The 26,481-nt window shown below is 27.7% G+C and carries 23 protein-coding genes; 20 read left to right on the forward strand and 3 right to left on the reverse strand.

The window, feature by feature from the left end:
• Positions 1-155: 155 nt before the first annotated feature.
• Positions 156-560 carry a hypothetical protein gene (locus KO488_RS11065; protein WP_216058878.1) on the forward strand — a complete coding sequence of 135 codons (405 nt, stop codon included), beginning with the start codon at positions 156-158 and terminating at the stop codon, positions 558-560.
• 4 nt (positions 561-564) lie between these two features.
• On the opposite strand, the gene KO488_RS15520 is transcribed toward KO488_RS11065, so the two are convergent.
• Positions 565-1,998, reverse strand: a complete 1,434-nt coding sequence (locus tag KO488_RS15520) for an HD domain-containing phosphohydrolase (protein ID WP_216058879.1) — start codon at positions 1,996-1,998, stop codon at positions 565-567.
• A gap of 189 nt (positions 1,999-2,187) precedes the next feature.
• On the opposite strand from KO488_RS15520, the gene KO488_RS11075 reads away from it, so the two are divergent.
• From KO488_RS11075 to KO488_RS11165, 19 genes are all read left to right on the forward strand, one after another.
• Positions 2,188-2,961 carry an inositol monophosphatase family protein gene (locus tag KO488_RS11075; RefSeq protein ID WP_216058880.1) on the forward strand — a complete coding sequence of 258 codons (774 nt, stop codon included), beginning with the start codon at positions 2,188-2,190 and terminating at the stop codon, positions 2,959-2,961.
• Positions 2,962-3,051: 90 nt separating this feature from the next.
• Positions 3,052-4,854, forward strand: a complete 1,803-nt coding sequence (glmS, locus tag KO488_RS11080) for a glutamine--fructose-6-phosphate transaminase (isomerizing) (RefSeq protein ID WP_216058881.1) — start codon at positions 3,052-3,054, stop codon at positions 4,852-4,854.
• 96 nt (positions 4,855-4,950) lie between these two features.
• The gene (gene metK, locus KO488_RS11085; RefSeq protein WP_228319144.1) at positions 4,951-6,159 is read left to right on the forward strand and encodes a methionine adenosyltransferase; all 1,209 of its coding nucleotides are present in this window, start codon (positions 4,951-4,953) and stop codon (positions 6,157-6,159) included.
• 21 nt (positions 6,160-6,180) lie between these two features.
• Positions 6,181-7,050 (forward strand): acetyl-CoA carboxylase, carboxyltransferase subunit beta, encoded by an 870-nt coding sequence (gene accD / locus KO488_RS11090; protein WP_216058883.1) that lies wholly within the window; start codon positions 6,181-6,183, stop codon positions 7,048-7,050.
• Positions 7,051-7,683 carry a thiamine phosphate synthase gene (locus KO488_RS11095; RefSeq protein WP_216058884.1) on the forward strand — a complete coding sequence of 211 codons (633 nt, stop codon included), beginning with the start codon at positions 7,051-7,053 and terminating at the stop codon, positions 7,681-7,683. It abuts the gene before it with no gap.
• Positions 7,673-8,128, forward strand: a complete 456-nt coding sequence (locus tag KO488_RS11100) for a 23S rRNA (pseudouridine(1915)-N(3))-methyltransferase RlmH (protein WP_216058885.1) — start codon at positions 7,673-7,675, stop codon at positions 8,126-8,128. The genes KO488_RS11095 and KO488_RS11100 overlap by 11 nt, the downstream gene beginning before the upstream one ends.
• A 50-nt stretch (positions 8,129-8,178) precedes the next feature.
• Positions 8,179-8,532 carry an RNA polymerase-binding protein DksA gene (gene dksA / locus KO488_RS11105; RefSeq protein ID WP_216058886.1) on the forward strand — a complete coding sequence of 118 codons (354 nt, stop codon included), beginning with the start codon at positions 8,179-8,181 and terminating at the stop codon, positions 8,530-8,532.
• A 16-nt stretch (positions 8,533-8,548) separates the two neighbouring features.
• Positions 8,549-9,562 carry a hypothetical protein gene (locus KO488_RS11110; protein WP_216058887.1) on the forward strand — a complete coding sequence of 338 codons (1,014 nt, stop codon included), beginning with the start codon at positions 8,549-8,551 and terminating at the stop codon, positions 9,560-9,562.
• Positions 9,562-10,500 (forward strand): tRNA dihydrouridine synthase, encoded by a 939-nt coding sequence (locus KO488_RS11115; RefSeq protein ID WP_216058888.1) that lies wholly within the window; start codon positions 9,562-9,564, stop codon positions 10,498-10,500. The genes KO488_RS11110 and KO488_RS11115 overlap by 1 nt, the downstream gene beginning before the upstream one ends.
• A 94-nt stretch (positions 10,501-10,594) precedes the next feature.
• Positions 10,595-11,416 (forward strand): 50S ribosomal protein L11 methyltransferase, encoded by an 822-nt coding sequence (locus KO488_RS11120; RefSeq protein WP_216058889.1) that lies wholly within the window; start codon positions 10,595-10,597, stop codon positions 11,414-11,416.
• Positions 11,417-11,419: 3 nt separating this feature from the next.
• Positions 11,420-13,474: an ATP-dependent zinc metalloprotease FtsH gene (gene ftsH, locus KO488_RS11125; protein WP_216058890.1), complete on the forward strand. Its 2,055-nt coding sequence runs from the start codon at positions 11,420-11,422 to the stop codon at positions 13,472-13,474.
• 134 nt (positions 13,475-13,608) lie between these two features.
• The gene (locus KO488_RS11130) at positions 13,609-14,490 is read left to right on the forward strand and encodes a PhnD/SsuA/transferrin family substrate-binding protein (protein WP_216058891.1); all 882 of its coding nucleotides are present in this window, start codon (positions 13,609-13,611) and stop codon (positions 14,488-14,490) included.
• Positions 14,487-16,088, forward strand: coding sequence for an ATP-binding protein (locus KO488_RS11135; protein WP_216058892.1), 1,602 nt, complete (start codon positions 14,487-14,489; stop codon positions 16,086-16,088). Before KO488_RS11130 ends, KO488_RS11135 begins: the two co-directional genes overlap by 4 nt.
• A gap of 76 nt (positions 16,089-16,164) precedes the next feature.
• The gene (locus KO488_RS11140) at positions 16,165-17,451 is read left to right on the forward strand and encodes a diguanylate cyclase (RefSeq protein ID WP_216058893.1); all 1,287 of its coding nucleotides are present in this window, start codon (positions 16,165-16,167) and stop codon (positions 17,449-17,451) included.
• Positions 17,452-17,688: 237 nt separating this feature from the next.
• The gene (locus tag KO488_RS11145; RefSeq protein ID WP_216058894.1) at positions 17,689-19,242 is read left to right on the forward strand and encodes a 2-isopropylmalate synthase; all 1,554 of its coding nucleotides are present in this window, start codon (positions 17,689-17,691) and stop codon (positions 19,240-19,242) included.
• A 69-nt stretch (positions 19,243-19,311) separates the two neighbouring features.
• On the forward strand, positions 19,312-21,303 hold the full coding sequence (locus KO488_RS11150) for a DUF1538 domain-containing protein (RefSeq protein WP_216058895.1): 1,992 nt from the start codon (positions 19,312-19,314) through the stop codon (positions 21,301-21,303).
• Positions 21,272-21,601: a thioredoxin family protein gene (locus KO488_RS11155; protein ID WP_216058896.1), complete on the forward strand. Its 330-nt coding sequence runs from the start codon at positions 21,272-21,274 to the stop codon at positions 21,599-21,601. Before KO488_RS11150 ends, KO488_RS11155 begins: the two co-directional genes overlap by 32 nt.
• A 3-nt stretch (positions 21,602-21,604) precedes the next feature.
• Positions 21,605-22,030: a heme-binding domain-containing protein gene (locus tag KO488_RS11160; RefSeq protein ID WP_216058897.1), complete on the forward strand. Its 426-nt coding sequence runs from the start codon at positions 21,605-21,607 to the stop codon at positions 22,028-22,030.
• Positions 22,027-24,987 carry a MutS-related protein gene (locus tag KO488_RS11165; RefSeq protein WP_216058898.1) on the forward strand — a complete coding sequence of 987 codons (2,961 nt, stop codon included), beginning with the start codon at positions 22,027-22,029 and terminating at the stop codon, positions 24,985-24,987. The genes KO488_RS11160 and KO488_RS11165 overlap by 4 nt, the downstream gene beginning before the upstream one ends.
• Positions 24,988-25,010: 23 nt before the next feature.
• Here KO488_RS11165 and KO488_RS11170 read toward each other — a convergent pair whose 3' ends face one another.
• Together KO488_RS11170 and KO488_RS11175 are read right to left on the reverse strand one after the other, a co-directional pair.
• Entirely contained in the window at positions 25,011-26,330 is a 1,320-nt protein-coding gene (locus KO488_RS11170) for an MFS transporter (protein ID WP_216058899.1), read from the reverse strand.
• A gap of 1 nt (position 26,331) precedes the next feature.
• Entirely contained in the window at positions 26,332-26,481 is a 150-nt protein-coding gene (locus tag KO488_RS11175; RefSeq protein ID WP_216058900.1) for a hypothetical protein, read from the reverse strand.

Genomic DNA, 26,481 nt, shown 5'->3' on the forward strand with positions numbered 1-26,481 from the left:
TTTTGGGCTTTACTTCTTTTTATTCTCTTTTAGGCCTCTTTTTTTATGTATTTCACAATTATTATATGTATTGTTATATTTCATTTACATTAGATTTACATATGATTAAAATATTAATGTCATAATTCTTTATCAAAGAATTAAAGGATTTAAAAATGAAAAGTTCAAATAAAATATTAACAAGTTTAGTTTTAGCAGGATTATTAAGCACATCAGTATATGCAAGTTGTGATATGGGTAAGAATAAAAATAGTGAGATGAATTCTAAGTCTAATTGTAAGAAGCACATGATGAAGAAGAGTATGCCTATTTTCAAGGTATTAAGAGATTTGAATTTATCTAAAGATCAAAGAGTGCAGGTTAAAGCAATTATGATGGAAAGTAAAAAGAATCGTAATTCATTAAATACTGTATTTACAAAAGATAGTTTTAACAAAGATGAATTTATCAAAAGAATGAGTGAAAAAAGACAGTATATGATTAAATCTAAAGCGGATATGATTGAAAAAGTTTGTAATATTTTAGATTCTATACCTAAACTTTTAGTCTTAATATATTAAGAAATTATATATCTTTAAACATAGATCGAATCTTATATATTTCATCAATATTCTCAAAAAATAGTTCTATGATATCTGGATCAAAATGTTTTCCTTTTTCTTCATTAAATAGTTTGAATATCTTTTCGTCATCCCACGCTTTTTTATAAACTCTGTCACTTCCTAGTGCATCAAATACATCAGCAATTGCTGTAATTCTTGCAAAAATATGTATTTCTTTTTCTTTTAAACCTCTTGGATATCCTTCTCCATTATATTTCTCATGATGGTCTCTTGCAACTATTGAGGCTGCTTGAAGGATTGGTTTTTTTGAATATCTTAACATTTCAAAACCTAAGTGAGTATGTGTTTTCATTATTTCAAATTCTTCAAAAGTTAATTTTCCAGGTTTATTTAGAATATTATCTGGAATACCAACTTTTCCAATATCATGCATTGGAGAAGCTAGTTTTAAAATACTCGCTTCTTCTTCAGATAATCCAATTTTTTTTGCAAGTATATAAGAATATTCAGCAACTCTTTTTACATGATTTCCTGTTTCTTTACTTCTTGTTTCAGCAATTTCACCCATTGTATAGATGATTTCTTTTTGGGTATTTGTAATCTCTCCATGTAACTCTTCAATTTGCTCAATACCTTCTTTTATAGATTTTGACATATCTTTAATTGCAAAAGAAATTTCTCCTAGCTCATCAGGTCTATTAATTGTTTGAGTATTATTGTATTCTCCTGATTTTATACTATTAATATTCTCTATTATCATTTTTGTATCTTTTTTTAATATATTTCCAAATGCTATTGCTAAAATTAATGCAATGAAAATCATTAACCCACCAATATACATCATATCAATTGTAACTTGAGTTCCAATTATTCCTTCGGTGTTATATCTTAAAATTATAAGTAATAAAGTTGTGATTGGTGCAAGTGTAAAAATTAGAAATGTTTCTATTATTCTTCTCGAAATCTTTTCATTAAAAAAAGTATAATTAGTATTATTAGAAATTTTTTTATATCTTATTTCAAATAAAATATATTCAAATTGCGCTAAAACTGCAGCTCCTAAAATTAAGTAACTTAAGAATATTCTTATATGACTTGCTATTGGAAAATTAGGATATAAAAAGTAATGTAATAAAAAGGCGCAAAAACCAGCAAATATCCAGGATACTATACTTAAGAGATAAGCTTGTCTTGGCAAAGATAGATCATTTGATTTTTTACTAAATCTCCAGTATAAAAACTCTCTAAAAATAGTATGTATTATAAAAATAAAGAAAAGATTTCTTAATACTTGTTCTGGCATTAGTCCATCTATAAATTCACATATATTTGTACAAAAATTTTGTAGAAATAATAATGTAAACAAAGATGAGATATAAAGTAATATTCTTGTTTTTGTATCAATTAGATTTTGTATTGTTAAATTTTTTTTCATAATTTTTTTTAAAAAGTTAAAAAGTAACTTTTAATATCCTTCTTTTAATTTGGTTTTTAATGATTATATCAGTTAAATGTTTATAGTTTATAATATATTATTAAATAAATAATTTTAATTTAGACGTCATTAACCATTTTGTAATTATCCTTTGCTAAAATAGATAAAATTAAATATGTTGGAAGATAAATGAAAAATAAATTAATAGAAATTATAAAAGAAGCTGGTGAGATATTTAAAGAAGGCTATTATTCAAAAAAAGATGTCACTTTTAAAGCTAAAAAAGATTTAGTTACAAAATATGATGTTGCTGTAGAAAACTTTTTAAAAGTTAGATTTGAAAAAGAGTTTTATGATTTTAATGTAATAGCAGAAGAGTCTGATAATACAGATAAAATATTTTCAAATTCAATTATTGTAGATCCCATAGATGGAACTACAAATTTTGTAAATAAATTGCCTCATACTGCAATTTCAGTTGGAGTTTATAAAGATAAAAAACCATACATTGGAATTGTATTTAATCCAATTTTAGATCAATTGTACACAGCTGTTGTAGGTGAAGGTGCTTATTGTAATGGTGAAAAGATTCAAGTCTCAGATGAAAGTGATTTTCAAAAAGCTTTACTTTCAACTGGATTTCCTTACTCTTCTGGGACTTGTGAAGATGATCTAAATGATGTAGTAGAAAAAATTAAACATATTTTACCAAGATGCCAAGATATAAGAAGATTAGGTTCTGCTGCACTTGATTTATGTTATGTTGCATCTGGTATTTATGAAGCATATTATGAAATGAATTTAAAAGCTTGGGATGTTAGTGCTGGCCTTATTATTTTACAAGAAGCAGGTGGTAAAGTATCAAATATTGATGGAAATGATTATGTATTATTTGAAAATAAATATATACTTGCTAGTAATGGATATGTACATAAAGAATTAATAGAAAATTTAAATTTTTAATAAAGAAAAATAATATTTTGTAAAAAAGATATTATTTAGTAAGTTTTAAGTATAATCGCTGATTAAATTTTTTCTAAAAGGTACTACTATATGTGTGGAATAGTTGGTTATGTAGGTAAAAACGATACAACAAAGATATTATTAGATGGCCTAAAAGAGCTTGAATATAGAGGTTACGACTCTGCAGGAATTGCTGTTTTAGGTGATGATAAAATTGATGTATTTAAAGCTCTAGGAAAATTGCATAATTTAGAAGAAAAAATAAAAGCTAGTTCTTCAAGAGATTATGAACTAGGAATTGGACATACACGATGGGCAACACATGGGCAACCAACAGAACTTAATGCACACCCCCATTTAGGTGAATATTCTTATGTAGTACACAATGGAATTATAGAAAACTATAAAGAATTAAAAGAAGAATTAATCTCAAAAGGACATAAGTTTGTATCTCAAACGGATACAGAAGTTATTGTTCATTTATTTGAAAATTATTATAATAATTTAAATGATACAACAGAAGCATTTAATAATACAATTAAAAGATTAGCAGGTGCTTTTTCTATTCTTTTAATAACAAAAGCGGATCCTACTAAAGTATTTTTCTTTAAGCATGGCTCACCTTTAATTGTAGCAAATGGTAAAGATGAAGGTGAAGTTTTATTTTCTTCGTCAGATGCTCCCTTAATAGGTTTAGCAGATGATGTTGTATATTTAGAAGATGATGTTGGTGGAATTGCTAGTGCTTCTGGAATTGAATTCTTTAGTGATAATTATTCATGGGCAACACTTCCAACTTCTAAGCAATTTGCACAAAAAGATGGTTTTAGATTTTTTATGGAAAAAGAAATTTATGAGCAAAGTGATGTAGTAGGCGATTGTATGTTAGGTCGACTTAATGATGAAGGAATTTTATTTGATGAAATTGATAAATCTTTAATAGAAGGTATTAATGAAATTAAAATTTGTGCTTGTGGTACATCGTATCACTCAGGATTAACAGCTTCATATCTTTTTGAAAGATTATCAAAAATCAAGTGTAATGTTGAAATTGCAAGTGAGTTTAGATATAAAGATCCTTTATTAACAAAAGATACTTTATTTATTGTAATATCTCAAAGTGGAGAAACAGCAGATACTCTTGAAGCTTTAAAAATGGCAAAAACAGCAGGACTTAAGTCTCTTGTAGTTTGTAATGTTGATAACTCATCCATGACAAGAACAGCAGATGCTACTATTTTAACACGTGCCGGAATTGAAAAGGGCGTTGCATCTACTAAAGCGTTTACAACTCAAACAGTTGTTTTATGGATGTTAGCTCTTTATTTTGGAAAAGTTAAAAATGTAATTCCAAATGACAAATTACAAAGTGAACTTCTTGCTTTAAGAGAAGTTCCAAAATCATTAATTATTAATGATTCTATGCATGAGAAAACAAAAAGATTATCTAAAAGGTACCTACATGGTCATGGTTTCTTCTTTATTGGTAGGGATGTATTTTTCCCACTAGCTTTAGAAGGGGCTTTAAAGCTTAAAGAAATTTCATATTTACATGCAGAAGGTTATCCTGCAGGTGAAATGAAACATGGTCCTATAGCATTAGCTGATCCTGAGTTGTTCACTATTGCTTTAATGCCACAAAATTTACTTTATGATAAAATAAAATCCAATGTTGAAGAATTAAGTGCTAGAGATAGTACTATTTGTTCTATATCACCACTTGATTTTGATTTGAGTGATGATTTTATTAAAATTAACGAGACTGATCATTATATGTTAGAATTTTTTGAAATGTTAATAGCTTTACAGTTATTATCAATGGAAATATCAGTTCGATTAGGAAACGATGTTGATATGCCAAGAAACTTGGCTAAATCAGTTACCGTAGAATAGATTCAACTTGCTGTTGTATTTGTTATTTTTTTAACAGCAAAATTGTAATTAAAAATAATGGAAAACAAAAATGGAAAACCACAAAGGAAAACAAAAATGGAAAACAAAAAACAGTATTTATTTACTTCAGAAGTAGTAAGCCCAGGTCACCCTGATAAATGTGCAGATATTATTGCGGATACTATTGTTGATAAATTAATTATTGAAGATAAAAACAGCAGAGTTGCATCTGAAGTTTTTGTTGCAGGAAAAAATGTAATAATTGGTGGAGAAGTTAAGTCAACTTGCCAATTAAGTGATAAAGAGTATGAAGATTTAGTTAAAGCAGCACTTGCTAAAATTGGTTATGATGGAAAATCAGCTTTTACAAAAGAGCAGTGTTTACATCCAGATGATGTAAATGTTCAAGTATTATTAAACCAACAAAGTCCAGACATTTCTCAAGGTGTTGATCAGACTACTGGTGATATTGGTGCTGGTGATCAAGGTATTATGTTTGGATTCGCTTCAACAGAAACTGCAGATTTTATGCCAGCAGCTATTTCTTATGCCCGAATGCTAAGTGACAAAGTTTATAATTATGCGTTAAAGCATAATCATAAATTAGGTGTAGATATTAAAACTCAAGTTACTGTTGATTATGGAACAAAAGAAAATTTTGAAAATTGTAAACCACAAAAAATACATACTATAGTTGTATCTGCTCCTTCAGTTGAAGATATGGATATTAAAGATGTACGAGAATTAATTCAAGGTTTAATTGATGATTCTGGACTTCCAACTAATATGTATGATAAAGATAATACAATTATACATATTAACCCAACAGGAAGATATGTAAGTCATTCGTCTTTACATGATAGTGGTTTAACAGGAAGAAAACTTATTGTTGATTCTTTTGGAGGATATTCACCAATTGGTGGAGGAGCTCAAAGTTCAAAAGATTATACAAAAGTTGATAGATCTGGACTTTATGCAGCAAGATGGATTGCAAAACATATTGTAGCTTCAGGACTTGCTTTAAAAGCAGTTGTTCAAATATCTTATGCGATTGGAGTTGCACGTCCAACTTCTGTTTCAGTTGATACAATGGGTACATTTACAAAATTAAATGATGATGAATTGTCTGAATTTGTAATGAATAATTTCTCATTAACTCCTAAATGGATTACTGATAAGTTTGCATTAGATAAACCAAGTGCAGAGACTTTCCTTTATGCCGATGTTGCATCAAGAGGACAAGTAGGTCAAAGTGACTACCCTTGGGAGAAACTTGACGAATTAGAAAAATTCGAGAATTTATAAGATTAAAAAAAAGGATTTAATATGGATTTAAAAAACTTATTTAGCAAAATATCATTTGATAGTGATTCTAAAGAACAACCTACAAAGAAAGATGCACCAAGTCACTGGGTAAAGTGTCCAGAATGTAGTTCTTTAATGTTCTTTAAAGAAGTTGAAAATCAAGATAATATATGTCCTAAATGTAATTTTCATATGAGAATTGGGGCTAAAAGAAGAATTGAGATTTTAACAGATGAAGGCACTTTTGTTGAACATGATGAAAATTTAAGACCTAACGATCCTTTAAAGTTTGTAGATAAAACTTCTTATAAAAAAAGAGTTGAAGTTGCAGAGAAAAAAACAGGAAGAACATCTTCTGTTGTAAGTGGTGATTGTGAAATTAATGGAACACCTGTTCAAATTGTAGTATTTGATTTTTCTTTTATGGGAGGTTCCTTAGGATCTGTAGAAGGTGAAAAGATTGTACGAGCTGTAAATAGAGCTATTGAAAATCATCAAGGTCTTATTATTGTTTCAGCTTCAGGAGGTGCAAGAATGCAAGAATCAACTTTTGCATTAATGCAAATGGCAAAAACTTCTGCGGCACTTAAAAGGTTAGATCATGCGAAATTACCATATATTTCAATTTTAACAGATCCTACAATGGGTGGTGTTTCTGCATCTTTCGCATTTTTAGGGGATATTATTATTGCAGAGCCAGGTGCTTTAATTGGTTTTGCAGGTCAACGGGTTATTAAACAAACTATTGGAGCTGATTTACCTGAAGGATTCCAAAGAGCTGAATTCTTACTAGAAAAAGGTTCTATAGATATGGTTGTAAATAGAGCTGATATGAAGAGAACATTATCTGATTTATTAACAATGTTTAAAAAAGAGAAAATAGCAAACTAAATGCTATCAAACTTTGAAGAAGCTTTAGGTTTTAAACTTGAAGCTTCTAACCTTTTATATGTTTTATGTGATTATGAAACTCTTTTAAAAAAAAATATTTCACTTGAATCTTTTGTAAGTTTATGTAAAAATAAAGATATAAAACTGATTCAATATAAAGATAAAATATCTTCTATTCAAACACAAAAAGAAAATTTAATCTTTTTAAAAAACTCTCTTGATATTCAAATTATTGTGAATAATAAAATAGACTTAATAGAATATTGTGATGGCTTACATTTAGGCCAAGAAGATTTTACTTTAATACATAAAAATAAAAAACTTGCTTTTAAACTAATAAGAAAAAGAATAGGAAATAAACTTTTAGGACTTTCAACTTATAATGAATTAGAAATATTGGAAGCTAATGAATTAGAAATTGATATGATAGAACTTGGAGCTTATAGAAAAACTAATATAGATGATATTAATACTTTCTTGGGTGATAAAATTACTTACTTAGCAAAAATATCCACTCACCCAGTTTGTGCTACAGGTGGAGTTAAAATTGAAGATAAAATTAAAAATATAACTTTTAATGTTGTAGGAAGTGATTTTTATATGACTAAAAGGAATGCTTGTTGTGAAAATTAATATTTATTCTATAGTAAAACCATCAAAAGATGAATTTGACATTTTGATAAAAGAGTTTATTAAAATGTCTTTAAAATATGCAAAAATTGAAGTTCATTATATTTTTAATAAATCAATTTCTAAGGCTCAAACTATTGGTGAAAGAGAATCACAAAAAGCTTATAGTGAAACGTATGAACCATTATTAAAAGGTTATAATATTGCTTTAGATGTTTTAGGGAAGAAATTAGATTCATATTCTTTTTCTAAAATATTAGAGGGTAAAAATGAAATAAACTTTTTTATTGGTGGAGCATTTGGCTTTGAAAGAGAATTTTTAAAGAAATGTGATAGTATAATATCTTTAAGTGATTTAACAATGGCACATAAAATAGCGAATATTGTCTTGACTGAACAGATCTTTCGAGGCCTTTGTATCATAAATAATCATCCGTATCATAAATAATTTATAATATTTTTTGTATAATAGCAAAATTTTAAATTTAAGGGTACAATGTGGCTAACACAAAACAAGTTGAAGAATTAAAACAAATTCTACTAGATAGAAAAGAATTAATCATTAAAAATATTCAAGGAAGTCGGGATAGTATTGATTCTTTAAAAAATTCAGAATGTAAAGATGAATTTGATTATGCAGAAATATCAAGTGATAGTTTTAAAGAAGGCATTATTGCGAATCAACAAGTTAAAGAATTAGAAGAAATAGAAGATGCACTAAAAAGAGTTCAAGAAGGAACTTATGGAACTTGCGATATGTGTGATGAATTAATAGCAATTGGAAGATTAAGAGCAAAACCATTTGCAAAGTTTTGTACACCATGTAGAGAGATTTACGAAGCAGAAAAATAGTAAAAAGGATTTAGTTATGGGTTTTAAAAAATATATTGTTTTTTCAGTATTATTTATTGGTTTAATTTATGGATATACATTTAGTTTAGAGTTAGGGGATTATAAGGTTACGATCCTTGACATCTCACTACTTTTACCAGTAGCAGTTTGGATTATACTTCCAATAGTTTTCTTATTTATCGCAACAATAGGACATATTCTATTTTATGGTTTAATAAATATATTTAAGCAAAGAGCAATAAATAAAGATAAAGATACAATGATGACTCTAATTAAATCAAATTTATTAGAAAAAAATCCTCCAAAAAGATTTAGAACTAAAGCTTTTAAAGAATTATCAGCAGTTGTTTCACAGTTAAAATTAAATGTTAAAAATGATACATTTACCTCTTCAGATTCAGAACTAAACAATTTAATTGCAAATATTCAAGATATTAAAGCTGGAAAATTTGTAAATGATAAATCATTAAAATTAAATGAAATGTCAGAATTAGCAAATCAAAACATGATTAACAAAGTAAATGAACAGCCAGATTTTGCAGTGGAAGTTCTTAAAAAAGTTGAAAATTATGCTCCAAATGTTGTTAGACAATCTTTTATAAATGTTATAAATGAAAAATCAATGACTACAATTAAAAAACTTTATAAAAATGTAAAACTAGATAAAGAATTAGCAAGAAGGTTATTTGAAAAAGATGCTGCAAATAATGAATTTGGATTTAGTGCAGAAGAGTTATCTAAAATTGTAAAAGATTTAGAATATACAACTGAAGACTATTTAGCACTTGCTAGAAATTATGAGTCAATTTTACAGCCAGATCAAATAATTGCATTATTTGAAAAATTAAGTTCAGAAATTGATGAATCAACTCCAGCATACTTACATGTATTATTTGAATATGAAATGATTGAGAAAGTAAGAGAAATAGTTGATACTACGCCAGAGGGTGAGTATTCATCATTCAAAGCACTTTTAGATTTAAAAGAAGCTGGTAAACACTACGATTTAGAATCAATCTCTTATAAATAATGACAAAAAAAATAGATTTTAGCCAACCCTTAATGGTGTTGGCGCCACTTGCTGGTTATACTGACTTGCCTTTTAGATCTGTAGTTAAAAAATTTGGTGCAGATATTACAATTTCTGAAATGATTTCTTCAAATGCTTTAGTTTATAAATCAGAAAAAACATTTAAAATGATAGAAAAATCTCCAAGTGAAGATCCTTATATTGTACAAATTGCAGGAAATACTCCTGAATTAGTTAGAGATGCTGTTTTGATGTTAAATGATATTGATGGAATTGATGGAATTGATTTAAACTGTGGGTGTCCTGCTCCAAAAGTATTCTCACACGGTTCTGGTTCAAATCTTTTAGGAGATTTAAAAAAATTAGAAACTATTCTTTCAACTGTTAAAAAATATTCAACAAAACAATATACAAGTGCAAAAGTTAGAATTGGTGTTACTGATAAAATACCAGTTGAAATTGCAAAAGCAGTTGAAGCTTGTGGTGTAGACTTTGTATCCGTTCATGGTCGAACTAGAGCAGGTAAATATAAAGCTCCAGTTGATTATGATGCAATTAAAGCAATGAAAGAAGCTGTTAGTATCCCTATTATTGCTAATGGCGATATTAAAGATTATGATAAGGCTAGAGAAGTTTTGGAATATACAAAAGCTGATGGTGTAATGATTGGTCGTGGTGCAATAGGAAGACCTTGGATTTTTCATCAATTAAAACAAAATATTGAAGATAAAGATATATCTCAAGATTTAAAAAAAGAGATTATTTTAGAACACTTTGATGCAACACTTAACTTTCATGGTGAACATGGTACAGTTATGTTTAGAAAACTACTACATTCATACTCTAAAGGCTATACAGGGGCAAATGAATTTAGAGATTTAATTAATAAAATATCTGATAAAAAAGTTATGAGAGATATGATTGAATCTTTCTTTTAAGCCTTCTTAATATTATTTATAATGTTATTTAGATAAAATATTACACTTTTTATAAAATAATTTAATTTTATATAGTTAAATAAAAAGGAAATATTTGTCTGAATACTATTTTGAATTAATAATTAATCCAAATAAAAATTACGAACTTTTTTTAGATCTACTTACTTCATTAACAAATAACAATGCTATTGAAGAAATTGATGGCACTTTGATTGCTAGAAGTGAAGATGATTTATCTAATGTTGAAGAAGGTATCTTACAGTTTGCAAAAGCTTTAGATATCAAGTGTAAAACTACACATACAAAAAAAGAAAATATTGATTGGATAAAACAATATCAAGAATCAGTTAAATCTGTTGAAATTGGAAACTTTTATATCCGTCCTTCATGGGAAGAGAAAAAAGAAGATAAAATTGATATTATAATTGATCCTGCATTATCTTTTGGTTCAGGTCATCATGAAACTACTTCTTCTTGTGTTGAAGCTATTGATAATTATGTTAGTGAAAGATCAACAGTTTTAGATGTGGGAACAGGAAGTGGAATTTTAGCAATTGCAGCTTCTAAGAAAAACTGTATTGTTGATATTTGTGATACAGATGAAGTTTGTATTAAAGATACTGCAAGTAATTTTGAATTAAATTCTGTTAAATTTAATACTTCATGGATTGGTTCTGCTAATAAAGCAGTAAAGAAATATGATGTAGTAATTGCAAATATAGTTGCTGACGTTTTATCTATGATTGCAAAAGATTTAAATAACTGTTTAAATGATAATGCTATATTAATAATTTCTGGTATTTTAGATAAACACATTGATAGAGTTTTAAACAAATTTAAAGACTTAGAACAATTAGAACTTATTCATAAAAATGAATGGGTTACAGTTGTATTTAAAAATAATAAGGAGTTTTAGTTTATGAACGATAAACAAAATAATGACAATAATGGTGGAAATAATAACAATTTTTTTAATAATAACCCATTATTAGTTTTTGTAATTTTTTCAATAGTTACAATTTTTGCTTTTAAAGCATTATTCCCAGAAAATCAAATGGGAACTGGTTCAAATAATGGTGTTACACCATTTAATACGCAATCTACAAATAAAACAATTCCATATTCAGAGTTAAAAACTTTAATTACTTCTGGAAAGATTGAATATGTTGGAATTGGTAATACTCAAATTAGAGCTGTATCTAAATCTAATACAGGTCAAGTTATTACGTATACTGCAAGAAGAGTTGTTCCTGATGAAACTTTAGTTCCAAGTTTAGAAAAAAATGGAATTAATTATGGTGGAATAAATGAAGAAAATATTCTGGCAGATATTTTATTTGGATGGGTTTTACCTATTTTTATTTTCTTAGGTATTTGGATGTTTATTTCAAGAAAAATGTCAAAATCAATGGGTGGAGGAGGCGGAGGTCTTCTTGGAATTGGATCATCTAAAAAGATGATTAATTCTGAAAAACCAAATGTTAAATTTGAAGATATGGCTGGAAATAAAGAAGCTAAAGAAGAAGTTCAAGAAGTAGTAGAATTTTTAAGAAATCCTGATAGATATGTAAAGTTAGGAGCACAAATTCCTAAAGGTGTTCTTTTAGTTGGACCTCCTGGAACTGGTAAAACATTACTTGCAAAAGCAGTTGCTGGAGAAGCAGATGTTGAGTTTTTAAGTGTTTCTGGTTCAGCATTTATTGAAATGTTTGTAGGGGTTGGAGCTTCAAGAGTTAGAGATTTATTCGAGCAAGCTAAAAAAGTTGCACCTGCAATTATCTTTATTGATGAAATTGATGCTATTGGTAAAAGTAGAGCAAGTGGTGGACCAATGGGTGGTAATGATGAAAGAGAACAAACTCTAAATCAATTATTAGCTGAAATGGATGGTTTTGCTACAGAAGAAGCTCCTGTTATTGTATTAGCAGCTACAAATAGACCAGAAGTTTTAGATCCTGCACTTTTAAGACCAGGAAGATTTGATAGACAAGTTTTAGTTGATAAGCCTGATTTTGAAGGTAGAAAAGAAATCTTAAACGTGCATATTAAAAATGTAGCAGTTGGAAAAGATGTAGATTTAGTTGAAGTTGCGCGTATGACAGCAGGATTGGCAGGTGCTGATTTAGCAAATATTGTAAATGAAGCTGCATTACTTGCAGGACGAGCTAAAAAAGATGAAGTTACATATGAAGACTTTAAAGAAGCAGTTGAAAGACAAATTGCTGGTCTAGAAAAAAAATCTAGGAGAATATCTCCAAAAGAGAGAAAAATTGTAGCTTACCACGAATCTGGACATGCTGTAATTGCAGAAATTACAAAGGGTGCTAAGAAAGTAAATAAAGTATCAATAGTTCCAAGAGGAATGGCTGCTTTAGGTTACACACTTAATACTCCTGAAGAGAATAAATATTTAATGCAAAAACATGAGCTAATAGCTGAAGTAGATACACTGTTAGGTGGTCGTGCGGCAGAAGAAGTATTTATTGGTGAGATTAGTACAGGTGCTGGAAATGATCTTGAACGTGCTACTGATATTATCAAATCAATGGCTACAATCTATGGGATGAGTGATATTGTTGGATTAATGGTTCTAGAAAAAAGACAAAACCAATTTTTAGGTGGACAAACACAAAAAGACTTCTCAGATGATATGGCTAAAAACTTAGATTCACATATTAAGACTTTATTAAATGAAAGATATGAAGTTGTTCTTCAAGCTTTAAGAGATAATGATGCTGCAATTGAGCAAATGACAGCTGAATTATTGGATATTGAAGTAATTTCAGGAGAAAGAGTACGAGAAATTATTAAAGAAAATGGTGGAGAAGTTTTTGAAGATGAAGACCTTCATAGTGATGCTATTTCTAAAGATGAAGAAGAGCTTGAAGTTAGTGAAACTGAAACTCAAGAAGAAGCATCTTCATATGATGAAGATATCGTAAATACAGAAAACAACGAAACTAAAAAAGACTAAATGCACTACTTTAAAGGGGTAAAATATTATTTTTACCCTTTTCTTAATTTAAACTACTATTAACGAGCAACTCCAAAATTATTATTTTATGTATTTTCTGATATAATGGAAAAAACTAAATATATAGGCCACTTATGAAAAAATTAATTAAATTATTATTTATCTTTAATCTTAGCCTTTTTTCATATGCAGAAGAAGTAGATGAATTAAAATATGGTTTCCTAGAAAGTACATTAGTCTCATCTTTTGCAGATGCAAGAGTCGCAGCAAAAGTTTGGTTAGAAGACATTGTCTCTGATAATTATGAAAAAAAAGCTAATATAGAATTTTATGATTCAGCAGATATTTTATATAAAGACTTAATAAGCGGTAAATTAAATATGGTTGTTCTTGATTTAGAATTTTTCTTTAAGCACAAAAAAAATATCGAAAAAATAGCTCGTGAATTTTGGTCTTTAAACACTTTTGGTACGGTGTATTCTCAATACTATTTAATTGCTAGAAAATCTTTAAATGCTAAAGGTTTTAAAAATATAACAGGAAAATCATTAGCTTACAAAAAAGGAGATGTAAGTGCTGAAATTTGGTTAGATAAAAACTCATTAAGTACATATAAAAGTGAAGCCAAAAAAAATTTAAAGGAAATAATTCTAGTTAAAAAAGAGAATACTGCCCTTCTAAATATCTTTTTTAATAAAACTGATTTTGCTATAGTTACAAAGAAAACTTGGGAAATTGCAACTGAATTAAATCCTTCAATAAAAAAGAAAATTGAAATTATTGCAAAGTCTGAAAAAATACATATGCCTCTTATTGGTTTATTTCGTAAAGATGTTAAAGATTCAAGAATTAAATCTTTCTTTAAAGCAACGGAGAATATAAGTGCAGTTGAAGGAGGAAGAGAAATTGTACAATTACTAAAGTTTGATTCATTATTTAGAGTTAAAGATACCGATCTTAATAAATTGGATAAGTATTATAAAGAATATTTTGAATTAAAAAAGAAATATAAATGAGCATCAAAAACTTTAAAAATACGCTATTTTTAAAAGTATTTATTTTAATACTAATGACAATTTTTTTAGTCTTTTCACTTTTTTCTTATGAAGTTACAAGATTACAGAAAGAAGCAATACTTGACACTATTGAATCGAAAGCAAAAAGTATGAGTGAGTCTATTATTTTTGTAAACTCTGAATTTATGATTATTAATGATGAAATAAAAATTTTAGAATTTGTTTATGATTTTGTTCAAGCAAATGAAGATATAAAACAATTGATAGTTTCACGAAGAAATGGTAATGATTTAATTATTCAAAAAAATAAATGGGAAATTGAAGAAAATCATAACAAAAACATTTCTTCAAAAGAAGAAAAAAGTGAAATAAAAAAAATAAAATATGAAATTGTTTTTTCTAAAACACAAAATGAAGAAGTATTCAAATATTCTTATCCTTTATATTTGACATCAGTTCATTGGGGTTGGTTACATTTTGAATTGTCTTTAAATGAGTATAATCAGAGATTAAATAATATGTATAATCAGTTTTTTATTTTGGCAACTATTATGATGTTTATACTTTTAATAATTTCATATTTTATTGCAAAAATGATTTCAAGACCTATTGTTAAACTTGAAGAAATATCTGAAAAAATTTATAATGGAGATTTATCTAAAAGAGTAGAGATTGAAACAAGTGATGAGATTGGGAAGTTATCGCTTACTTTTAATAAAATGATTGATAGTTTAGAAAAATCGCAAGACCAATTAAAAGAATCACATAATAAACTTGAAGTAAGAGTAAGAGAAAGAACTGATGAATTAGAAAAAAAATCAAAACAATTAAAAGAACTTAATGATAATTTGGAAAATATTGTACTTGAGGAAATTTCAAAAAGACAAAAACAAGAAGAACTACTTATTCAACAATCTAAACTAGCTTCAATGGGTGAGATGATTGGGAATATAGCACATCAATGGAGACAACCTTTAAATGCATTAGGTTTAGTAATTCAAAATATACAATTAACTTATGCTATGGATGAGTTAGATGATAAATTTATTGAGAAATCTGTAGATAAAGCTAATTTATTAACTTCTACAATGTCTAAAACAATAGACGATTTTAGAAATTTCTTTAAACCAAATAAAGAAATAACTGAGTTTAGCCTTGATATGGCAATTAAAAACTCTATATCTTTAGTTGGGTCAACTTTTGACTATAATAATATTAATATAGAATATAAAGTTCAAGAAGATATTAAAGTAATTGGTTTTTCAAATGAATTTTCACAAGTTATATTAAATATTTTAACAAATTCAAAAGATGCCTTTATAGAAAAAGATATTTTGAATGCAAAAGTTTCTTTAGAGATTAATAAAGGTGATAAATATGGTTCTATCCTCATAAAAGATAATGCAGGTGGAATACCTGAAAATATCTTGGGTAAAGTATTTGAACCCTACTTTACAACAAAAGAAGAAGGCAAAGGTACAGGTATTGGTTTATATATGTCAAAAATTATTATTGAAAATAATATGCATGGTAAATTATATGTTAGTAATACGGAGGTAGGGGCTCAGTTTATAGTATCAATACCTTTATCTAAGTAATAGTTATTACAATAATGTTTTTTATTGTATACTTTACTTTTAATAACTATAATTTGTAAATAAAAAAGAAGTAGATTTGAAAAAGATAAATAAAACACTATTGAGTAATATAACCATATTATATGTAGAAGATGAAAAAATGATTAGTGAAGAAGTCTCTTTTTTCTTTAAAAGATATGTGAAAAGTTTTCATGTAGCAAATAATGGAATTGAAGGTTTAGAACTTTTTAAAAAAATAAAACCAGATATTTTAATCTCTGATATTCAAATGCCCAAAATGGATGGGCTTGAAATGGTTGAAGAAATTGGTAATACTTCCGTTCCTATTATTATCACAACAGCATACTCTGATATAGATTATTTCTTAAAAGCGATAGAACTTAAAATATCTAAATTTGTAATAAAACCAATTAATTTAATAACATTAATCTCAGATGTACAAGATTGTGTTACGTCTAGTCATTTACAAGATAAACTTTTTAAAAAAGATAATTTATTAAAAATAGTAGATGAAAATGTACTTATTTCAATTACAGATAAAGATGGAATTATTGTAGATGTTAGTTCTTCTTTTTGTGAATTTACAAAATATAAAAAAGAAGAATTAATTGGACAAACTCATAATATATTAAAGCATGATGAAACGCCTTCTTCTTTTTATAAAAATATGTGGGATATAATACGTTCAGGAAAAGTTTATATTTCTGAAATTAAAAATAAAAAGAAAGATGGTACAATATATTTTGTTACTCTTACAATAACACCTGTTTTTAGAGATGGTGAGATTGTAAATTACACAGCAATTAGAAATGATATAACTGACAAGATAAAGTTAGAGCAACTAATAATAGAAGATGATTTAACAAAACTTTATAATAGAAGACATTTTAATACAATTATAAATCAAGAGATTAGAAGATTAAAAAGAGATAATTTAAAATTATCATTAGTTAGTATAGATATTGATCATTTTAAGAAATACAACGATACTTATGGCCATCCCAAAGGAGATGATGTATTAGTTGAAATAGGAAAGGTTTTAAAAAATCATACTTCAAGAGCAACTGATTATGCTTTTAGAATGGGTGGAGAAGAGTTTTGTTTAATTTTTTCAGGTCTAGAAGTTGAAGAATCTTTATTTTATGTTCAAGAAGTTGTAAATGCAGTTGAAAATTTAAATATTGAACATAAAAATAGTAAAAATAATGATGTTGTTACTATCTCAGCAGGGATTGTTGTTCAAAAAGCATCTGAAATAATTAATGAAGACACTTTGTATAAATATTCGGATATAGCTCTTTATCAGGCAAAAATAAAAGGTAGAAATCAAGTTATTCTTTCTGATTCTTCTACAATGTCTTGACAAAACAGTTTAAATTAATTATACTTAGACATATTTAAAACCCAGGAGAGTTCTATGAAAATATTTAATTTTTGCAATAATCATTTCATCAAAAGTGTTAACTCTTCATTGCTTCTTTCAACAATTCTCTAATTTCTAAAATTAGACACTTACACAATCAACAAATCACAATTTTACAGTTTTCTTTTTTTATAAAAAAAAAGATATAATAATATATATTTTAAAAGGTAAATCACAATGGATAAAAATAGGATTATAGTATTTGATACTACATTAAGAGATGGTGAACAAAGCCCAGGTTGTTCAATGAATACAGAAGAAAAGATTAAAATAGCATTACAATTAGAGAAGTTAGGTGTTGATGTTATTGAAGCAGGATTTGCAGCTGCAAGTCCAGGAGATTTTGATGCGATTTCTAGAATTGCAGAACAAGTTAAAAACTCTTCTATCTGTTCATTAAGTCGTGCTATTGATAACGATATTAAACAATCAGGATTAGCAGTAAGTAAAGCCGCAAAACATAGAATTCATACATTTATTGCTACTTCTCCAATTCATATGAAATACAAATTAAAAATGAATGAAGCTGAAGTTATTAAAAGAGCTGTTCACGCAGTTGAATATGCTAGAACATTTGTTAACGATGTTGAGTTCTCATTAGAGGATGCAGGACGTTCTGAAATCCCATTTATGAAAGAAGTAATGGATGCAGTTATAAGTGCAGGTGCTACAACAATTAATTTACCAGATACTGTTGGATATAGATTACCTTATGAATTAGGTGCAATGGTTAAAGAATTAGCTGATTTTGCAGGTGACAGAGCTATTATTTCTGTTCATAATCATAATGATTTAGGTTTATCAACTGCAAATACATTAGCCGCTGTTATGAATGGTGCTAGACAAATTGAAGTAACAATGAATGGTTTAGGTGAAAGAGCTGGTAATTCTGCTTTAGAAGAAGCTGTAATGGCTATTAAAACTAGAAAAGATGCTTTTGGAGATTTATATACTGGTATTAATACAGCTGAAATTTATCCAACATCAAGATTAGTTGCAACTGTAACAGGTGTTGAACCACAACAGAATAAAGCAATTGTTGGTAAAAATGCATTTGCACATGAAAGTGGAATCCATCAAGATGGTATGTTAAAAAACAATGAAACATACGAAATTATGAGACCAGAAGATGTTGGTGTATTTAAAGAATCTACATTAATTTTAGGTAAACACTCAGGTCGTGCAGCATTTAGAGATAAAATTGAGCACTTAGGTTTTGACAAAGTTAGTGATGAAGAATTAAATGCTGCTTTTGAAAAATTTAAAGTTTTAGCTGATAAGAAAAAAGATGTGAGTGATGATGATATTAGAATGTTAATTACTGATGAATCATTAAATCAAGATAAGACTTATGAGTTAGATGCATTACAAATTTCTGATTGTTCCTCTGGAGTTCCAACAGCCGCAGTTGCTATTAAATTCCAAGATAAAATTATGAGAGATGCAGCTATTGGAGATGGTACTATGGATGCAATCTTTAAAACTATTGATAGATTAACAGGTTATAATGGAGAACTTAAAGATTATAAAGTTACTTCAGTAACAGAAGGTAAAGATGCCTTAGCAAAAGTAACAACAAGAGTTTCTTTTGATGATGAGTCTCCTGCATTTGTTGGCCATGGTTTAAGTATTGATACTATGTTAGCAACTGCAAAAGCATATTTAAGTGCTTTAAATTCTTACCTTTCTCAAAAAGAAAGACTTTCTAAAAAAACTTCACACCAAGTATAAATATCAAAAGCAGATTTACTGCTTTTGATATAAAATAATCCAGATTTAAGCTAGGAGAAATAATATCATATGATGCAGTTTAACTTCTTTTTGAAACTTTTAAAAGAATCTTTTAGAGATCTGATTCCAATCATAATAGTTATTTTATTTTTCCAATTAGCAATTATACAAGTTATACCTGATGAATGGTTAAATACTACTATTGGTTTAGGAATAGTTGGAATTGGTCTTGCAATATTCTTACAAGGTTTAGAAATCGGAGTATTTCCAGTAGGGGAAGGACTAGCAAGAGATTTTGCTAAATCTGGATGGACTTCATGGATATTAATATTTGGTTTTTTAATAGGTTTCGGTACTACAATAGCCGAACCAGCTCTTGCCGTAATTGCAGATAAAGCAGCTTCTATTTCAAGTGGAAGAATTGATGCAACAGTTTTAAGGTTTGTAGTTGCAGGTTCTGTTGGTCTTGCAATTTTATTAGGTGTCTTTAGAATTATTAAAGGTCATCCAATTCATTATTATATTATCGCAGGATATATAATAGTCGTTACAGTGACTTTTTTTGCACCTGCTGAGATTATTGGATTATCTTACGATTTAGGTGGAGTTACCACTTCCACAGTAACTGTACCTTTAGTTGCTGCACTTGGGATTGGATTAGCTTCAAATATTAAAGGAAGAAATCCTGTAATTGATGGATTTGGATTAATTGCATTCGCTTCTTTAACCCCAATGATATTTGTTCAAGTTTATGGAATTGCTGTGTATAATTTAGTTGATGCACAAAATGTAGCTACAATTGTAGTCAAAGCAGCAGTTTCTTCTCCTACTGATATTACTGATAAATCAGTTTTTTATGGAATATTATCAGTTATAAAAGATGTAATACCTATCTTAGTAATAATTATGTTCTTTCAATATGGAGTATTAAAAAAAACAATTGAAAACTTGAAAACAGTATTTTTAGGTTTTACTCTTGTAATAGTTGGCTTATATGCATTTATTCTTGGACTTGAAATGGGTCTTTTCTCACTTGGTGAGACAATGGCATATCAATTAACTAAATCTGATTCTGTAATGATGATATATGCATTTGCTTTTTCTATTGGCTTCTCAACTACTATGGCAGAACCAGCTCTTATGGCAATTGCAAAAAAAGCAAAAGATATTTCTGATGGTAAAATTAATGATTTTGCTTTAAGATTATTTGTAGCTTTTGGTGTTGCTTCAGGTATTGCTTTAGGAGCTTTTAGAATTGTTGATGGTGGACACATTCATTATTATATTATTGTTGGTTATTTAATTGTAATCATTCTAACTTTTATAGCTCCTAAATATATTATTCCAATTGCTTATGATTCAGGTGGAGTTACAACTTCAACAGTTACAGTACCTTTAGTAGCAGCGCTTGGGATTGGTTTAGCTACTAATATACCAGGAAGAAGTCCTTTAATTGATGGTTTTGGTCTAATTGCTTTTGCTTCATTATTTCCAATGATTACAGTAATGGCATATGGTATTTTAATTGAGAAGCTTGAAGTTAAATCAGATACACAAATTGAAAAAGAAAATTTACTTCATGATAATATAATTGATGCAGATAATATGTCTTTAGCAACAGTTAAAATTGATGGTACCTCTACTAGACATTCTTTTGAATTAGAATTCTCAGCTGTGGTTATTATAGTTCCTAATGAAAGAAGATTTGATGCTATTGAAGCTGCTAAAAATGTGGGGGCTTCTGGAGTTACTGTTATTCCTGCTGAGGGAATTGGCTTTGAAAATATGACTAATATTTATAGAAGATCTTTTGAGCATAATGAATCTTTATTGTTATTTTTACTTCCTGAATATTTAGTTAATGATGTTGTTAAATCAATTATTCATTCACTTGATCTTACTACAACAGGAAAAGGTGTCGCTTTTGCGTTTCCTTTAACGCATATGAAAGGTATTTCTTTATCAAAAGAAGATATTTTTAAAGAACAAGCATATCAAATTAACCTAAATAAAGAACAAGGAGAGAGTAATGAAACAAGCAAAAACATTAATAGAAGTTGAAAACATTATTAATACTGGAAATCCTGTATTAATATACTTCTCAGGTGAGAATTGTTCAGTTTGTAAGGTTTTAAAACCAAAAATTGAAGAAGAAATAAGTAAAAACTTTCCTTTATTTGATTTAATTGAAGTTCAAACGGATTTACATAAAGAGATAACAAGCCACTTTACGGTATTTTCAATACCAACTATGTTAATCTTTTTAGATAAAAAAGAGTTTTTTAGACGTGGAAGAAATATATCTGTTTCTATGTTTATGGAAGAGATAAGAAGACCATATAATTTAATGACAAAGTAGAATATGAAAAGAACACTTTTAATTTTTTTAATAATATTTATTTTAATGCAATTTATTAGAGTTGATCAAACTAATGTTGCAGTAGAAAAAGATTTAGAAATCAAAGCCCCTATAGAAATTATGACAATATTTAAAAACTCTTGTTATGATTGTCATTCAAATGAAGTTAAATGGCCTTGGTATTCTCAAGTTGCACCATTTTCATGGACTATTACAAATCATGTTGATAATGGAAGAGATTGGTTAAATTTTTCGATTTGGGAAACGTATACCGATGAAGAAAAAGAAAAAAGATTAAAAGGTATTTATCGAACTGCATATGCAATAATGCCATTACCTACTTATATTTGGTTACATAAAGAAGCAGATTTAACTAAAGAGCAAAGAAATTTGATACGAGATTGGACTGGAGTGAGAAAGTATAAGTGAGAGAAGAAGTAGCAGAAATATTAGCAAATAAAAAGACACTTTTAACAATTACATATTTTAAATTACAAAAACTGTTTGAAAAAAAGTATGGTAAAAATACTGTAGTTTTAATGGAAATAGGAACATTTTTTGAAGTTTACGAAGTTAATAATGATGATGAGCAAATAGGAAAAGCAAAAGAAATTGCAGAACTGTTAAATATTCAATTAACAAGAAAAAATAAAACAATCTTAGAAAATTCACAAGAAAATCCAATTATGGCAGGAGTTCCTGCTATATCTTTGGAGAAACACTTAGCTAGAATTATCTCAGAACAAAAATATACAGTTGTTCTTATAAAACAAAAAGGCGTACCACCAAATGTTTCTAGATACTTAGACACAGTTGTAAGTCCTGGAACAAACTTTGATTTCGTGATAGACCAAGATGAAAATAATATCACTTCACTTTTAGTTGATCAAAGTAGAGGAATATATCTACTTGGGTATTCTGCTATTGATGTAACAACTGGAAAGTGTTACTATAATGAAATACATGGAACTAGTGAAGATAAATTTTTTGCCTTAGATGAAGTATTTAATTATATGAATATGCATAAAACAAATGAAGTTATAATTACTTTTGCTGATAAAAATATAAATCAAAAAGAAGTTATAGATTACTTAGAATTAAAATTAAAAACATTTCATATAGGAACTTTTAGACCTAAAATAGCATATCAAAATGAATTGTTTAAAAATGTATTTTCAATTCAATCTTTATTAACGGCAATTGAGCATTTAGATATGGAAAGAGTACCTTTAAGTACAGAATCCTTATCTGTGTTAATAGACTTTGTAATTGGACATGATTCAAATATTATACAAAAATTATCTCTTCCTTCTAAACTTGATATTAGTAAATATATTTATTTAGGTAATAATGCAATTGAGCAATTAAATATAATTGAAACTAATCATAACCCCTCACTTATTAAACTTATAAATAATACATCAACAGCAATGGGGAAAAGACTTTTAAAAGAGAGACTAACTCATCCTATCAAAGATTCAAAAGAACTATTAAGAAGATTTGCACTATCAAAAGAATTATTTGATTATCATGCGCCAATCGAGAATGAATTAGCAAATATTTATGATATTGAAAGACTAACAAGAAGAATTAAACTTACACGTCTTCATCCTTTTGAATTAAACTATTTATATGACTCCCTTCTTAGTATTAAAGAAGTTGTAACTTTTATGGAAAACTATAAGTTCATATCTCCTCCTTGTTCTAGTGCGGATTTAGAACTGTTTATTAGCTCAATAGATTCAACATTTGACTTATCTATATCTGGAAAATATATGTTAAAAGATGTAGAAACGAATATGGTAAATGGTGGAATAAATACTCAAATTGATGAGTTGAATGCACAAAATGAAGTTTTATATTCAAAACTAGAAATGCTAAGAGCTCATGTATTAGATTTCCTAAAATCTAGTGATTCAAACTTTATTGGTATTAATAGATTAGATAAAGAAGGTTTCTTTTTAACATTGACAAAAAATAGATTTAACCTTATAAAAGAAGAGCTTTTAAATTCACATATAATAATAGATGATGAATTATATTTATTTAAAGATTTTACTATTAAGATACAAACAAATTCTGTAAAAATATTTTGTAAATTAACAGATGAAATATCTGATAAATACGTACATAATTTAAGAAAAATAGTTGAACTAAATAAATTAGTATTTAAAGAAAAAATATTAGAGTTTGAAAAAAAATTTGCTCCTCTTTTAGAAGATTTAGTCCAGTTTATTGCTGAAGTTGATTTAACAGTTTCAAATATAAAAACAGCCAAAAAATATAACTATGTTTGCCCAAAACTTGTAAAAACTAATGATAATGAAAACTTTATAGAGTGTATTGACTTAAGGCACCCAATAATTGAAGCAAATGAAGAGCAGGGTATTTATGTACCAAATGATATTATTTTAGGTGAATTAAGTCTTGCATCTAAAGAGTATAAAGATAATGTGATTATAAAAAACTCAAATCCAGTAAATATAAAAAACAATAAAATGCATGGTGTTTTGTTATATGGAATTAACTCATCTGGAAAATCTTCACTAATGAAAGCTATTGGAATTGCAGTAATCTTAGCACAAGCTGGTTTTTATGTACCTGCAAAGTCTATGAGATTCTCAATCTTTGATGCTGTTTATACGAGAATATCAGGTGCTGATAATATTGCAAAAGGTTTATCTTCTTTTGCTGTAGAAATGTTAGAACTAAAAAATATTTTCAATCGTGCGAGTAAAAAGTCTTTAGTTTTAGGTGATGAAATTTCCCATAGTACTGAAACAATGAGTGGATTATCAATTGTTGCAAGTTCTATTTTAAAGCTTTCAAAACTTGAAGCTATTTTTGTATTTGCTACACATCTTCATCAACTTCCAGAAATAAAAGAAGTAGAAGAGTTAAAAAACATTATTTCACTTCATTTATCTGTAATGTATAAAGACGAGGAAGATAAACTTGTTTTTGATAGAAAATTAGCATATGGAAGTGGTTCTTCTATGTATGGATTAGAGTATGCAAAATCTTTACATATGGATAAAGAGTTTTTAACAATTGCAAATGATATAAGAAAAAAACTTACAGATGATTATGATTCAATTGAGAGACTTAGTATGCGTAAAACTTCAAAATATAATAAGAATGTTTACTCGTCTTCCTGCATAATATGTGGTAAGGCATGCGACGATGTTCATCATATAAAAGAGCAAGCACGAGCAAATAAAGAAGGTTTTATTGAGCATATAAATGCAAACCATAAATATAATTTAATTCCTTTGTGTAAAGAACATCATAAAATGGTACATGATGGAAGAATAAATGTAAATGGATTTGTAGCAACTTCAAAAGGTTTAGAGTTACATTATACAGATGCAGGAGAACAAAAGTAGAAGCGAGAAGATAAAAATTCTTCTTAATCCTCTTCTTGTACTTCTGGTAGTTTTATTGCTAGAAAGATACCTATAACACCTATTATTGATAATAAAAGAATAATTCCATTTAATCCAATACTTGAACTAAGTGTTCCTATAAAACCTGCAAATAATAATACAATACCAATAATTGTATTACTAACAGCTACATAATCAGTTCTCTTATTTCCACCTGCTAAATCAACTAAATAAGTTTTTCTTCCAATTCTAATACCTTGATATCCAACTGTTAAAACAAAATATATCAAAGGCATTAACCAAATGATTGAAAAAATATTTTCATAAAATATACTTAAAGTAAAAACTAAAAATCCAAGAGCAGTAGAAATACTAGCACCTATAATCATAGATTTTCTACTAGAAATATCAGATAATTTTCCCCAAATAACAGAAGAAGAAAAATCAGCAAGACCACTTGATAAAATAAATAAACCCAATAAATAATTACTAGAATCTGATTGTTGCTGAGCTAAAATTACAAAAAAAGGTGCACTTAATACTGAACATAAAAATAAGGCTCTTGTTATTACAAAAAGTCTAAAATCTTTATCTGTTTTTAGAAGAGATATCTTTTTTAAAGCAACACTTATGGCATTTCCTCCACCATCAGTCTCCCCTTTAAACTCTTCAATTTTTAAGTAAGTTAATGAAGCAATTATCCAAAAAATACCAGCTAAGAAAAGTAAAACTCCAAAGTTTTGAGGTGAAAATGGCTTTTCACCAACTAGTAAAAAATATACTCCAAGACCAATTACAATAAGTCCAGCTAAAGATCCTGAGTAACCATTTAATGCACCTCTTCTTGTTTTAGGAATAGTTTTGCCTATTACATCTTTTGCAGCAACGGAGCTTAATCCTCTTGCTAAACTCATTATGATTATTAAAGTAATAATTGCAATTCCTGCATTTAATCCTTGCATATTCCAAGCAACAATTCCTATTGCAATAATACAAAGTGCTTGAATAAAAACTCCAAGACTCCAAATATATTTTCTAATAGGAAGTTTTCTAACATATGCTGCAATTAAAAGTTGAGGTAAAAGTGAACCAGATTCTTTTATAGGAACTAAAAAACTAATTAAAAAAAGAGGAACACTAAGACTTTCCATTAGCCATGGAATAATTACTTTCATATTGGCAACAGAGTCTGCAAGTTTGTTAAAAAAGTAACTAATAATAGTTAAGAAAAAGTTTCCTGGAACTACTTTACAAGCTTTTTCATCAATAGCTTTGCAAACTCTTGCATCTTCTTCATTCATCATTTTTTCATAGATAGATTCGTATTTTAATTTTAATGACATTTTATTTCTTTTTAGCAGTAAGTATACTTCTTATAAGAAGTCCTATAAAAAATAGAGCAATTCCTCCATTTATATAAAAGCCTTGCATATTATTATCTTCAAAAAATAAATATGCAAGTGCTGCAAATACTAGAGAAATTACTAAACACAT

The organism is Poseidonibacter lekithochrous (assembly GCF_018861145.1).
Taxonomy (GTDB): Bacteria; Campylobacterota; Campylobacteria; order Campylobacterales; family Arcobacteraceae; genus Poseidonibacter; species Poseidonibacter lekithochrous_A.